12 protein-coding genes are annotated in these 12,929 nt (G+C 46.3%); 5 read left to right on the forward strand and 7 right to left on the reverse strand.

The features are described 5' to 3' along the window. Positions 1–56 precede the first annotated feature (56 nt). From AC0VYI_RS00250 to AC0VYI_RS00270, 5 genes are read left to right on the forward strand one after another with little or no spacing between them, the layout of a single operon-like run. A complete protein-coding gene (locus AC0VYI_RS00250; RefSeq protein WP_067011861.1) occupies positions 57–560 on the forward strand; it encodes a TRAP transporter small permease in 504 nt (167 codons plus the stop codon). Further along, entirely contained in the window at positions 560–1,834 is a 1,275-nt protein-coding gene (locus tag AC0VYI_RS00255) for a TRAP transporter large permease (protein WP_067011863.1), read from the forward strand. The genes AC0VYI_RS00250 and AC0VYI_RS00255 overlap by 1 nt, the downstream gene beginning before the upstream one ends. Positions 1,835–1,847: 13 nt before the next feature. Further along, complete coding sequence (locus AC0VYI_RS00260; RefSeq protein WP_475446460.1) at positions 1,848–3,296, forward strand: mannitol dehydrogenase family protein; 1,449 nt, start codon at positions 1,848–1,850, stop codon at positions 3,294–3,296. Between the two features lie 51 nt (positions 3,297–3,347). After that, positions 3,348–4,544 (forward strand): mannonate dehydratase, encoded by a 1,197-nt coding sequence (uxuA, locus tag AC0VYI_RS00265; RefSeq protein ID WP_475446462.1) that lies wholly within the window; start codon positions 3,348–3,350, stop codon positions 4,542–4,544. Next, the gene (locus AC0VYI_RS00270) at positions 4,541–5,452 is read left to right on the forward strand and encodes a sugar kinase (protein ID WP_475446464.1); all 912 of its coding nucleotides are present in this window, start codon (positions 4,541–4,543) and stop codon (positions 5,450–5,452) included. The genes uxuA and AC0VYI_RS00270 overlap by 4 nt, the downstream gene beginning before the upstream one ends. Before the next feature lie 6 nt (positions 5,453–5,458). Here the strand turns inward: AC0VYI_RS00270 and AC0VYI_RS00275 are convergent, their stop codons facing one another. From AC0VYI_RS00275 to gabT, 7 genes are all read right to left on the reverse strand, one after another. Then, the gene (locus tag AC0VYI_RS00275; protein ID WP_475446466.1) at positions 5,459–6,403 is read right to left on the reverse strand and encodes a LysR substrate-binding domain-containing protein; all 945 of its coding nucleotides are present in this window, start codon (positions 6,401–6,403) and stop codon (positions 5,459–5,461) included. A gap of 438 nt (positions 6,404–6,841) precedes the next feature. Next, on the reverse strand, positions 6,842–7,855 hold the full coding sequence (locus AC0VYI_RS00280; protein ID WP_475446468.1) for an ABC transporter ATP-binding protein: 1,014 nt from the start codon (positions 7,853–7,855) through the stop codon (positions 6,842–6,844). Positions 7,856–7,865: 10 nt separating this feature from the next. Continuing rightward, positions 7,866–8,645, reverse strand: coding sequence for an ABC transporter permease (locus tag AC0VYI_RS00285; RefSeq protein ID WP_475446470.1), 780 nt, complete (start codon positions 8,643–8,645; stop codon positions 7,866–7,868). Further along, positions 8,635–9,468: an ABC transporter permease gene (locus AC0VYI_RS00290; protein WP_475446472.1), complete on the reverse strand. Its 834-nt coding sequence runs from the start codon at positions 9,466–9,468 to the stop codon at positions 8,635–8,637. The genes AC0VYI_RS00285 and AC0VYI_RS00290 overlap by 11 nt, the downstream gene beginning before the upstream one ends. After that, positions 9,465–10,280, reverse strand: coding sequence for an alkaline phosphatase family protein (locus AC0VYI_RS00295; protein WP_475446474.1), 816 nt, complete (start codon positions 10,278–10,280; stop codon positions 9,465–9,467). The genes AC0VYI_RS00290 and AC0VYI_RS00295 overlap by 4 nt, the downstream gene beginning before the upstream one ends. 7 nt (positions 10,281–10,287) lie before the next feature. Continuing rightward, entirely contained in the window at positions 10,288–11,340 is a 1,053-nt protein-coding gene (locus AC0VYI_RS00300) for an ABC transporter substrate-binding protein (RefSeq protein ID WP_475446475.1), read from the reverse strand. 273 nt (positions 11,341–11,613) lie between these two features. Further along, positions 11,614–12,891: a 4-aminobutyrate--2-oxoglutarate transaminase gene (gene gabT, locus AC0VYI_RS00305; protein WP_475446476.1), complete on the reverse strand. Its 1,278-nt coding sequence runs from the start codon at positions 12,889–12,891 to the stop codon at positions 11,614–11,616. Positions 12,892–12,929: the final 38 nt, after the last annotated feature.

The raw sequence follows: 12,929 nt of genomic DNA on the forward strand, positions 1-12,929 counted from the left end.
TGTGAGGAAAGTGCTGTGACATTGTTGGTAATCATTCGACGTTGAGAATAAGGCTTATGAAGCTTGTGCAAGGGTTAAGGTGGCTGGTCAGAATAACGGATTGGGTTTTTGCAACCCTTGCTGTGTCTGCTTTATTGGGCATAGTGGTGGTCGTGATTATTCAAGTCGTATCACGTTTTATGCTTCCTTCCTCTCCTATTTGGACAGAAGAGCTGTCTCGCTATCTGTTTCTTTATCTAATTGTGTTTAGTTCGGGGTTGGTGATTCGACATAATCGCCATGTTCGTTTAGAGCTGTTCCATTGGGCGTTACCTCCTGCATGGCATAAAGCTTATCAGATTTTTTGCCATGTTCTGATCGGCGGTTTTGCCTATTATATTTTACCGTTTGCCTTGAAGTACGTGATGATAGGTCGCTGGCAAACCTCCCCTACTCTAGAAATCCCTATGTCGTGGATCTTTATGTCTGTGTACGTGTTTTTCTGTGTAACCGTCTTTTACAGTGTGGTCTGCGCACTATTTTTGCTGCTTGATCGCGATAACCAAGGAGCAGAGTCATAATGGATACATTCGTTCTTTTTGCTGTGTTCTTTTCTTTATTATTGATTGGTGTGCCCATCGTTTTTTGCTTGGGTATCTCTTCATTGAGTTACTTAATGCTGGCTGGGATTTCGCTGACCATCGTTCCTCAGCGTTTGTATGCGGGAATGGATTCCTTTGTATTGCTGTGTATTCCCGGTTTTATCCTTGCAGGGAATTTAATGAATGTGGGGAATATAACGGACTATATTATTCGCTTTAGTAATGCCTTGTTGGGCCATATTCGTGGTGGTTTAGGCTTGGCCAATGTGGGTGGTTCGATGATCTTTGGTGGTATCTCTGGAACTGCCGTGGCAGATACTGCCAGTATTGGTGCCGTGATGATTCCGGGGATGACACGCAGCGGTTATGACAAATCCTTCGCGGCGGCTGTAACGGCGGCTTCCTCGACGGTTGGACCGATCATTCCTCCTAGTGTGCCAATGATCATTGTTGGTTCTTTAAGCGGTATATCGGTTGGCAAAATGTTTCTCGCAGGTGTTGTTCCTGGCTTTTTATTGGGGCTTGCGATGATGATAACGGCCTACATTATCGCCGTGAAACGTCAGTACCCCCGTGAGAAAAAAGCGACCTTTCGTGAGGTTCTGTCGGTTGGTAAAGGAGCTTTTTGGGCCCTATTGATGACCTTTATCATCCTCTATGGGATTATCGGTGGACTTTTTACGCCAACCGAAGCCTCGATCATGGCCAGTTTGTATGCCTTTGTCGTTGGTATGTTTGTTTATAAGGGCATTACTTGGAAAAATCTGCCTAAGTTGCTTGTGGATACGGCTATGAGCTCGGCAAGCTTGTTGCTTTTAGTTGGCATGGCCAATTTGTTTGGCTGGATTTTGACCAGTGAGCAGCTTCCACAAATGTTGGCCAATGCCATCTTTGATATCAGCAAAAACCCTTATGTCGTTATTCTCATTATCAATATTGTGCTGCTGATAGTGGGCGGCTTTATGGAAACCATTGCAGCGTTGATCATTCTCTTTCCTGCCTTGTTAAAAGTTGCGGAAGGGGTTGGAATGGACCCTATTCACTTCGGTGTGATGGCCGTACTGAACTTGATTATTGGCCTGACGACGCCACCCGTTGGTGTGTGTCTCTTTGTTGCCGCTGGCATTGGTGAATTGCCCATGACCAAAGTGGTGAAAGCCATTTGGCCTTTTCTAATCTGTAACCTAATTGTTTTACTGCTTGTGTCTTATATCCCTGCAGTGTCTTTATGGTTGCCGTCACTCATTCATTAAGAGCGCTTTTACTATGCAAATTAATACGATTCCGAGTTCTCTTGATCCATCAAAACATCAAGTAGGCATTGTCCATATTGGGCTTGGGGCATTTCATCGTGCCCATCAAGCGGTGTATGGAGAGCAAGTATTGGCATTACACGGTGGTGATTGGATGATTGCCAGTGCGAATATTCGCTCCAATTATCAGCTGGTGGAGCAACTGAACAAAGCGAATAATCAATACCAAGTGATTGAATACGCTGACAGCCAACATCTTACCATCCGTTCCATTAAAGCGATAAAACAGACGCTGTTTAGTGGCACGAAGGAAGGCGGCCTCGACCTGATCAATACTCTGGTGGCACCGCATATCAAGATAGTGACGTTAACGGTGACGGAAAAAGGCTACTACTTAGCACCGTCAACTGGAGCATTGCTAGTGGACAACCCGGATATTCAGCATGATATTGCTTCACCCGATACCCCAAAAACCGCTTTAGGCTTTATCGTGGTGGCGTTAAAGCTACGTCGTGAGAAAGGTATGCCGCCGTTTACCGTCTTATCTTGCGATAATATGCCCCATAACGGTAAGCGAACCAAAAATGCGGTGGTGGCCTTGGCGCATGCTCAGAATCCAGCCTTAGCGCAATGGATTGAGAGCCATGTGGCGTTTCCAAGTTCGATGGTCGATCGCATTGTGCCAGCGGTCACCCCAGAAGACTTAGCCGACATTGAACGGGACACTGGCATTAGCGAACCAACAGTAGTGAAGTGTGAGCAATTTAGCCAATGGGTAGTAGAAGACCATTTTCCTGCTGGCCGACCTAAATGGGAAGACGTTGGTGTAGAAATGGTCGATGATGTTGCCCAGTATGAAATGATGAAGTTACGCATGCTCAACGGTAGCCATTCATTGCTGGCTTATCTTGGCTCTCTAGCTGGCTATAAAACCGTGGCACAAGCTATGCAGGACGAGGCGATTGGTCGCTTGCTTGAGGGCTTTATGCTTAAGGAAGTGGCGCCGACGCTGTCCGGTTTCCCTGAATCTATGTTGACTGATTATTATCAGCGGCTAATTGCTCGTTTCAAAAATGACAGTCTGCAACATCAGCTAATTCAAATCGCGATGGATGGCAGTCAAAAGCTGCCTCAGCGCTGGTTAGGCACGCTTGTCGAACAGCGGGGGTTATTCCATAAAACCCCCGCCATCGAGCTTGGCATTGCTGGTTGGATGGCATTTATCTACTTAGCGGAAAAAGCTCAACGATCCATTAATGATCCGTTAGAAAGTGACCTATTTAACATTATGAAACAGCCCAACGCTACCGCATCTGAGTTAGTGACTGCGTGCTTATCGCGTGACGATATTTTTCCAGTTGAGATTCGTTCCGATAGCGACTGTGTGAGTCGAATGGTTCATTATTTTAGCGCACTGATCAACAAAACGCGTGTTCAAGAACTTATCCATTCAAGCTATTAAAAGTATTTGACTAATTGCTGGAATGTCTCAATAAAAACAAGAGAGTTTACTATGGAACATACATGGCGCTGGTTTGGGGAGCAGGATCCCATCTCATTACAGGATATTCGACAAGCGGGTGTAACGGGCATTGTCACTGCATTGCACCATATTCCTAATGGGGAAGTGTGGCCTACTGAGGCTATCCAAAAGGTTAAAAACACGATTGAGCAGGCCGGCATGCGCTGGTCTGTGGTTGAAAGTATTCCTGTGCATGAGGATATTAAACAACGCACTGGTCATTACCAAACCTACATTCAGAATTATGCCCAGAGTGTTCAAAACTTGGCGGAGTGTGGTGTAACCACGGTGTGCTATAACTTTATGCCCGTCTTGGATTGGACACGTACTGATTTAACCTATTCCCTACCAGATGGCTCCCGCGCGCTGCGTTTTGATCAAACTGCTTTTGCCGCGTTTGACCTATTTATCTTGCAGCGATCTGGTAGTGAAAACACCTATACGGACGTGGAAATACACGCCGCCAAGCAGTATGTTGAGCAATTAACGCAAGAGCAAAAGGACGTTTTAATTGGCACTATCCTAGCGGGCTTACCTGGGGCAGAAGAAAGCTATACTTTGGACAACTTCCGCGAGGCCTTAGCCGCTTACGATGGCATTGATAAAGCCACATTAAGAGAAAATTTTGGCCTCTTTTTAGATGAGATTGTCCCCATTGCCGAACGCTGTGGTGTGCATTTGGCGGTTCATCCGGATGACCCACCGCGCCCTTTGTTTGGGTTGCCGCGCATTGTGTCGACAAAAGACGATATTGAATGGTTGATTCAACGGGTGCCTTCCATGACCAATGGTTTAACCTTTTGCACTGGGTCTTATGGCGTCCGTGAAGATAATGCATTATGTGATATGGCCACCAGTTTCGCTGAGCGGATTTACTTTACCCACCTACGTTCCACGCAACGAGAAGACACTTGGGGCAGCTTCCATGAAGCGGCCCATTTAGAAGGCAACGCTGATATTGCGGATGTGATGCTGGTGTTGTTAAAAGAGGAGCAACGTCGTCGATCATTGGGATTGCATCACCCTATTCCCTTACGCCCTGACCACGGCCATCAAATCATGGACGATTTACGTCGAGAATCGAAGCCTGGGTATTCTGCGCTAGGTCGAATGAAGGGCTTGGCAGAAATTCGCGGTGTGGAGTTCGCGTTAAAGCGATATGTTTTGCAAGAGGAAAACACACAATGACACATTGTTCTGTGGTCTGCATTGGTGAATGCATGGTGGAACTGATGGCATCGGATCAGCCTGACCAATTAAAAAAAGGCTTCGCTGGGGACACTTTCAATACAGCTTACTATTTGAAGCATATTTTAGGTACAGGTGAACGTGTTAGTTATATGACCGCTGTTGGTAAGGATGCGTTGAGTCAGGAACTTGTGCAAACCTTAGAAAACGCGGGCCTTGATACACAATACATCCGTCAGATGGATGATCGCACTGTGGGGCTTTATTTAGTCGAAAACGATGTCCACGGGGAGCGCTATTTTACCTATTGGCGTTCACAATCGGCGGCGAAAAGCCTGTTCCAAGGGCAAGAGGGTCATCGTTTGTTGGCGTCGTTAGAATCCTTCTCAACGGTTTATCTATCGGGTATTTCGTTGGCGATCTTACCGCCTAATGATCGAGCGTTGTTAATCGATACGTTGAAAGAACAGGGTCGTCAGGTGATTTTTGATCCGAATTATCGCCCCGCTTTATGGGAATCAAAACGCGACGCATTAGCAAGCTTCCAAGCCCTAGCGAAAACGGGAGCGATTGTCATCACGACCCTAGAAGACGAAGAGGCACTGCAGGACCTAAATAGCGCCGATACGGTGACGGCTTTCTGGTTAGCACAGGGAGCTGGTGATGTGATTGTCAAAATGGGGGCAAAAGGTTGCTTTATTGCGTCAGAGAAAACGCTCGTGCCTGCCCTATCAGGTATTACACCGATTGATACCACTGGTGCTGGAGATTCATTCAATGGTGGCTATATCGCAGGGCTTCTTCAGGGGGCTAACCCTAAAGAAGCGGCTATCAAGGCACATACTTTAGCGGCGCAAGTGATCCAGCAGCGTGGTGCGATTATTCCGTTAGATTTATTCACTGACTAAACTGCATTAGGGCCAAGGCAGAGCTTGATGGGGTTGATCTGCCGAGGGCTTTTTATTTTTTCGTTCGGTTTCTAGGAGTGTCCAATCAACAAAGGCTTCAATGCGTGCTTTTTTCGGGGAGCTTTTTGCGTAGGTGGCGTAGAATTCTATTGGTTGATTAATGGCTTTAGGAAAGGCCTCTACCAATGTCCCTTCTTGTAATTCTTCTTCCACCAAAAAGCGTGGGCATAGGAACACTCCGTGCCCTGCTTTCACTGCGCTGATGCCCATGTACCAAGAGTTCACTTCGGCCCAAGGAATATTGCCTGTACGTATCGGACAGATTGACTGCTCAGCAAACCACACCTTCCATTGATAGGCTGGATCATCAACTTGAATCATCCAGCATTTCAATAGATCTGACGCATGATAAAAACCAATTCGAGCTTCTAATAAGGGCGAGCAAATAGGAATTACCTCAGAAGATAATAAGCGTTGTTGAACAATGTCTTCTTTGTCGTTGGTTAGCTTGTTATCAATAATGACGTCTATTTTACCGGAGTGAATGTCTTCTCGTTCATCGGATGAAAAAAGCTTTACTGTAATTTCTTGGTGCAGGTCCGAGAAACGCCACAATCTGGGCATCAACCATAAGGATACGAAACTCTGTAACCCCGATACTTCCAGGACCCCTTCTAAGGGTTCGAGCTTGACACTGTCTAAGCCTTTTTGAATATGATCAAACGCTTGAGTCAGGTGGGATGACAAGTGTTGCCCTTGGCGCGTTAAGCGCATTTCCCGGCCATGACGATAAAACAAAGGTACCCCTAAATAGTCTTCCAATAAGCGAATTTGTTGGCTGACGGCGGCTTGGGAAACGTGGAGTTGCTGGGCTGCCTTGGTGTAACTCAAGGTTTGGCTGGCAATACAGAAATAATGTGTGGCTTTAAGGTGGGAGACTCGTGTGTTCATGGGTGGCGTCCATGTGGGGTGGTCGAAAACAGCGTTATATAAGATTTTCTAATGTATATCGTAAGAATACAACGTTCGTTTTTTATGCATTTCTTTTTAATAATACAAGCCTACAGACAAGGAGAGAAGGCTATGTGGACATTATTGTTATGGTTAAACCAAAAAATAATCAAATGGTATAAAGACCAAAAGAAAAAAAGAAAAGATAAGGAAATCTATCGTAAAGAGCAGAATATACAGCAGTCATCCCGTCATCTCCCGGATTTTGTTAAACGAGATATGGGGTTACCTCCTTATAATTCGAATCGTCACGACCTTCCCTAAGAGCTTCTCAACTCCTATTCAAGCCGCTGCAGCGAATCCAGCGACTTGATAGAGGGTGATATAGCTGTATCCGTTCTTCAGAACGTTCGGCTATTTGTTCCTACTCGCTATAGATTAGAGATGACGCATGGCCGACTTATCAATCAAGATAGAGAGTTCGCTTCCCACATCAAATAGTCGTTCCGCGTGACGATTGAGTAGATCGACAGTGAGTTCAACATTATTGGCGATCAGTTGATAACGGATGATGGAGCCCAGTAATTGGTGACTTTTGACGGTGGCGGCAATTTTCTCTGAAAATCGCTCATCGTATTGTCGGTTATCCTCAAAGACATAAATCGACTCAGGGCGAATCGCGAGCGAACCTTGATAGGCTTCTTTAAACAGTTGTTGCGCTTGATCGGCATCCAGCACGTTATATTGCCCCATAAAGCGAGCAGTAAAGTCGGAGCTTGGTTCGATATAGAGCTTTTCCGGTGGGTCACATTGTATGATTTTACCTTCGTTCATCAAAGCAATACGGTCCGACATGGTCAAGGCTTCTTCTTGATCGTGGGTGACGAAGACCGTTGTGAGTTTTAACTCCCTTTGAATGGCACAGATTTGCTGGCGTAAATGCTTGCGAATACGCGCATCAAGTGCCGATAGGGGCTCATCTAGTAAGAGCATTTTGGGGCGTACCACTAAGCTGCGGGCTAACGCTACCCGTTGGCGCTGACCGCCTGATAAAGAATGAGGATAACGCTCGGCAAACTCTCCTAGCTCAACCAGTGCGAGGATGTCATCGACACGCTGTTTGATTTGCTTAGTATCCAGCTTTTGAATGCGTAAACCGAAGGCGACATTTTCTCTTACCGTGAGGTTGGGAAACAGCGCGTAGCTTTGGAACACCATGCCAATATCTCGTTTTTGTGGAGCAAGGTGAGTGATGTCCCGTTCTCCTAATTGTATGGTTCCGTTGTCGACTTGGGTGAGTCCTGCCAAACAGCGTAATAGTGTGGATTTACCACAGCCAGAGGGGCCTAATAGCGTGAAAAACTCGCCGTCTTGAATGGTTAAATTAATATCAGAGAAGACCGTTTTTTCAGTAAAGCGTTTTGTTAACTGGGAAATGGCAACTGAATTCATGGATGACGTCCTAACGGTTAAATCGAGTGGCTAGCAGTGTCAGTATCAAGGTGATGGAGAAATAGGAAATCACCAATGCTGAAGTAAAATGGCTGCTGTTTTGCTGCATGTTGTAGAGATAGACCTGTAATGTCTCAAAATTGGCGCCAGCCAGCAGGTTAGCAAAGACAAACTCACCAATTAGGAAAGAGAAGGACAGAAATAAAGACGCCATCAAGCCTTTACGAATGTTGGGTAAAATCAATTTAAAAAAAGCTTGAGTACTGCTGGCGCCTAACAAGCGTGCGGCATCCATAAGGTCATGTACGTTTAGGGCGCGTAGGTTGTTGTTCACGGCACGGTAGATAAAAGGTAGTGCAATGCCCACATAACAACCGACGAGAATCCAAGGAGTACCCGTTAACAGTAATGGGTAATCAGAATAAAGCTGCAACAAGCCAACGGATGACACCACCGGGGGGATGGCAAATGGCAGCAGAGTTAAAATGTTCAGCCCAGTATCGAGTTTAGGATAGTAGTAAAACACCACAAACACGCAAGGAACTATTAACACGGCACTGAGAATCAGCGTGCCAACGGCCAGTGCCATGGAATGATAGAGTGCCGTGAGAAAGCGTGGATCCGTCCAAAGCTGAATGTACCATTTAAAAGTAAAACCAGAGGGCAAAATGGTGGCACCCCATTGATCACATAGGGAATAGACTAAGGTGGCGAGCAACGGAATGAGCAACAGAAAATAGATAAAACAGGTAACCGAATAGTGATAAGCCATCGCACGTTTAGTAGACATGATAGCTCCTTTTAACGAGCCATTGATTAACACAAGTAATAAGAATTAACAGGGACATCAAGATGACCGAAATCGCAGCGGCGAGATTGGGTTGCAGAAATAAATCCCCTGCGACCAAGTTAGCAATACGCACCGTAACCAAATTGTAGTTACCTGAGGTCAGGGTATAAGCCGTTGCATAGGTACCTAAGCCATTGGCCAGCAAAATAATAAAGGTGCCTAATAACGCAGGGCTAAGAACTGGTAGTGCAATATGTTGCCAATAATAGCGGTGAGAAGCGCCTAATAAACTGGCTGCCTCCTCCCAATCAACTTTTAAGGCATCAAACGCGGGATAGAGTAACAACATGGCAAGCGGAATCTGAAAATAGGTATAGACGACGGACAAGCCTTGGGTACCATACAGATCAAAACTGTTTATCCATCCCCATTTGCGCAGAATCAAGGTGATTGCCCCGTTAAAGCCCAAGACAATAATGAAAGCAAACGCCAGCGGCACACCCGCGAAGTTACTGGTCATATTGGTAAAGGCAATCATGATATTGCGTATTTTTCCCTGCATATGGCGGAGCGAGGCACAGCCTATGGTCGCGATAAGCAAACCCGCCACTGCAGAAAAAATCGATACCAAAAAGCTATGGGTAAAGGCCTGCCGGTAGAATGGCGAACTCACCACTTGCTGATAATTGGCCAGCGACCAATGGCCATCGTTATTGATGAAACTGTTGATAACAACCCACACCAAAGGGGCCAGTTGAAACAGACCGAGGATGATGAAAAAAGGAATGAACACCAAAAACGGACGACATAATCGATTGTTCACGGGACGTCCTTAAGCATGGTTCGGCAGTTCGGCTTGTCATGAGGTAGCTTGAGAATATCGGCGACCAAGCCACACAATTGCGTCTGTTTAGGGCTGGCAAACTTATCATGGCTAAACACCTCCCCCATTACAAACAAGGGCACTTGGCGTTCTTCTGGCAGGACACCGCCATGGCTAAAATCGTTATTCATACCATGATCGGCGGTGATGACGATCTGATAGCCCTGCTCTAACCAGCTGGGTAGCCAGTTTGACAAGATGCCATCCGTCATACGCGCTTGATTGCGATATTGCTTGGAATCAAAAGCGAACTTGTGGCCTGCATCGTCAATGTTCATCGGGTGGATCAGGAGTAAATCTGGGTTATAAGTACGGCGCAGATACTCGGCGTCCAAAAATAAGTGATCATCTGGATAATGATCTTTGTGATAAAACATCCCGTACTGGATCGGCAGCGCAGGTGCACACGTGATGCGATCTCTTACGGGATCATAAGGGGCATTATTATAGAGTTCACTGACCCAATGATAGGCCGCTGCTGCGGTGGTTTTCCCCTGTGAACGGGCCAGATCGAATAAGCTGGTCTGATTACTAAGGCGAACCACTTGATTGTGCAGCACGCCACTTTCAACCGGTGTGGCTCCTGTTAATAGGCACTCGTAGAGGGGGCGTGAAATCCCTGGCAGCTCACAGGCAATGGTATAGTGAGTGGCGATATTGGCTTCGGTCAAAGCAAGTAGGTAGCCCATGTGCTCACGGGCTACCAGATCACTTAAACCGTCCAGTACAATATATATGACGCGTCTGGACATACTAACCTCAGTGTTGGTAAATCATAACTTGGCTTTGCCACTCTTGTGGTAAACGGCTAGAGACATAGCGCCATGCTTTGAAATCACGAATGGGGTGGGCATTTTTATACTCAGAGTTAGGCAACAGCTTATTCTTCGCATCCGCTGGTAGCTTGACATCGGTACGGATGGGTCGAGCATAGCCACGGGCTAGGTTAATTTGCCCAGCATCTGAGAAGATATATTCCCGTGTTAATTTTGCTGCCCATGGATGGGGAGCGTATTTGTTAATGATAGAAACATAGCCTGAGGTCACCGAACCATCAGAAGGAATCAACACAGTAAATTTGCTGCGATCAATTTTGTCGCGGTAATTCAAGGCGTTAAAATCCCACATGACGCCCACTTCTACTTCGCCTTTTTCCAAATTGGCAAGGCTTGGTTCACTCGGTGATAGACGACCTTGTTTTGCTAATTCTGCGAAGAATTTTAAGGCGGGTTCGATGTTTCTTTCACTGCCTCCATTCGCGTAGGCACAGGCTAGGATGGCGTTATTGGCTTGTGCTGCCGAACCCACATCCCCAAGGGAAACACGGTAGTGGCCTTTTAATAGATCATGCCAACTATGGGGAATGTTTTTGACTAATTTGTTATTAATAATGAAGGCAATCGTACCTGTGTACCCCATTGCCCAATAACCGTCGGGATCTTTCGCCCAGTTTGGAATATCGTTCCAAGTGGTGGGTTTATAAGGCAGCAGAATGTTTTTCTGCTTGGCAATTTTGGCAAAGCCAAAACCAATGTCACCAATATCTGCCGTTGCATGGTTTTTTTCAGAGGCAAAACGCGCGATTTCTTGTGCTGAACTCATGTCAGTATCTTGATGTTGGATACCATATTTAGTTTTTAAGTCTTGCCACGTTTCTTTCCAGTTAGCCCAGCTATCAGGCATCCCCACACTGACTACCTCGCCTTCTTGCTGGGCTTTTTTTATCAATTCGGCTGGAATGGACGATGAGGCAAAGGTTAGTTGGCTACTGAGCACAGCAATAGCGCTGGCGGCAAACATCAGCTTTTTCATAAGCGTTTTGATCTCCAAATGGCGTAAGAGTAGTAAGGAATAGACGAACAATGTAATAAAATGTAAGTGACAGAATGAAGTCACGACGGTGAAACATTGATGACAGAGCAAAAAGTCGTGACTTATAAGGACACACTTAGTCCTAGAAATTCGCACAAATAGATGAGCTCATTCTATTTGTACGTTATTGATGGAGTGAGCATTATGTCGAGCATAAAAAAACGCTGCTCCGATGGTTCAGAACAGCGTTTTGAAGGGTGATCTTATGGGTTGTTAAACCAGCTCTTTAAAGCAGCGTTTGAAGATTTCCATGCCTTCGTCAATGATGCTGGTTTCAATCGTTAACGCTGGTAGGAAGCGAATCACGTTACCGCGAATACCACAAGAAAGCAGTATCAAACCGTTTTCTCCTGCTTTAGCAGAGAGTTTTTTAGCAAGCTCAGGGTAAGGTTTGTTCACATCCCCATCTTGTACGAATTCCACGGCGATCATGGCACCAACATGACGAACGTCGCCGATGATTTGTGGATATTCTGCTTGCAGAGCGGTTAGATGCTCTGCAAAGTGTGCTCCGATTTGTTTTGCGCGGTCACAGAGGTTTTCTTCTTCGATTGCTTCAAATACGGCAAGACCTGCGGCACAACCCACAGGAGAACCACCGTATGTACCGCCTAGGCCGCCAGGGATCGGTGCATCCATAATGTCTGCTTTACCGACAACGGCCGCCAGTGGGAAGCCACCTGCGATGCCTTTTGCAGTAGTCATAAGGTCAGCTTCGATGCCTGCTTGTTCGTGGCAGAACATGGTACCAGTACGGGCAAAGCCTGCTTGAATTTCATCAAGGATCAGCAAAATACCGTGGTCATCACACAGCTTACGTAGTGATTGTAGGAAACTGGCTGATGCTGGGTAGAAGCCCCCTTCACCTTGTACAGGCTCGATGATAATCGCCGCCACTCGAGAAGGTTCAATATCGCATGTAAAGCGCATTTGAAGGTCAGCAAGTGCTTGCTCTTCAGTAATGCCCAAATACTCATTTGGGAAAGGAATATGGTAAATATCGCTTGGGAAAGGACCAAAACCAATTTTATATGGGTTGACCTTGCCTGTTAATCCCATGGTCATGTTAGTACGACCATGGAAGCCACCGTTGAACGCAATGATGCCAGGACGCCCTGTATAAGCACGAGCGATTTTCACGCAGTTCTCGACCGCTTCGGCACCAGTGGTAACGAAGATGGATTTTTTCGGTGTATTACCAGGTGCCGCTGCATTGAGTTTTTCGGCCAAGGCAACTGCGGATTCATACGGGCTGACCATCACACAAGTGTGGGTGAAGCGTTCTAGCTGGGCTTGGACCGCAGCTTTCACTTTCGGGTGATTGTGGCCTGTGTTTACTACCGCAATACCTGCGCCGAAATCAATATGGCGTTTGCCTTCTACGTCCCAGATTTCTGCGTTTAAAGCTCGGTCAACATACAAAGGGGCCATGTTGCCTTGACCACGAGCAATCGCACTTTCTTTGCGTTTTTGTAAATCTGCGTTTTTCATTTTGTCTTCACCTTTAGAGCATGCTCTACGTTATGTAC

This window comes from Marinomonas sp. 63XJN7_9_ISO-PGPR-S23-217 (genome assembly GCF_056173515.1).

Bases quoted from the DNA above. Each gene is read 5' to 3' on its own strand.
- AC0VYI_RS00280 (WP_475446468.1), bottom strand. From the start codon at position 7,855: ATGAATTCAGTTGCCATTTCCCAGTTAACAAAACGCTTTACTGAAAAA.
- AC0VYI_RS00275 (WP_475446466.1), bottom strand. From the start codon at position 6,403: ATGAACACACGAGTCTCCCACCTTAAAGCCACACATTATTTCTGTATT.
- AC0VYI_RS00285 (WP_475446470.1), bottom strand. From the start codon at position 8,645: ATGTCTACTAAACGTGCGATGGCTTATCACTATTCGGTTACCTGTTTT.
- AC0VYI_RS00270 (WP_475446464.1), top strand. From the start codon at position 4,541: ATGACACATTGTTCTGTGGTCTGCATTGGTGAATGCATGGTGGAACTG.
- uxuA (WP_475446462.1), top strand. From the start codon at position 3,348: ATGGAACATACATGGCGCTGGTTTGGGGAGCAGGATCCCATCTCATTA.
- AC0VYI_RS00255 (WP_067011863.1), top strand. From the start codon at position 560: ATGGATACATTCGTTCTTTTTGCTGTGTTCTTTTCTTTATTATTGATT.
- AC0VYI_RS00295 (WP_475446474.1), bottom strand. From the start codon at position 10,280: ATGTCCAGACGCGTCATATATATTGTACTGGACGGTTTAAGTGATCTG.
- AC0VYI_RS00300 (WP_475446475.1), bottom strand. From the start codon at position 11,340: ATGAAAAAGCTGATGTTTGCCGCCAGCGCTATTGCTGTGCTCAGTAGC.
- gabT (WP_475446476.1), bottom strand. From the start codon at position 12,891: ATGAAAAACGCAGATTTACAAAAACGCAAAGAAAGTGCGATTGCTCGT.
- AC0VYI_RS00250 (WP_067011861.1), top strand. From the start codon at position 57: ATGAAGCTTGTGCAAGGGTTAAGGTGGCTGGTCAGAATAACGGATTGG.
- AC0VYI_RS00260 (WP_475446460.1), top strand. From the start codon at position 1,848: ATGCAAATTAATACGATTCCGAGTTCTCTTGATCCATCAAAACATCAA.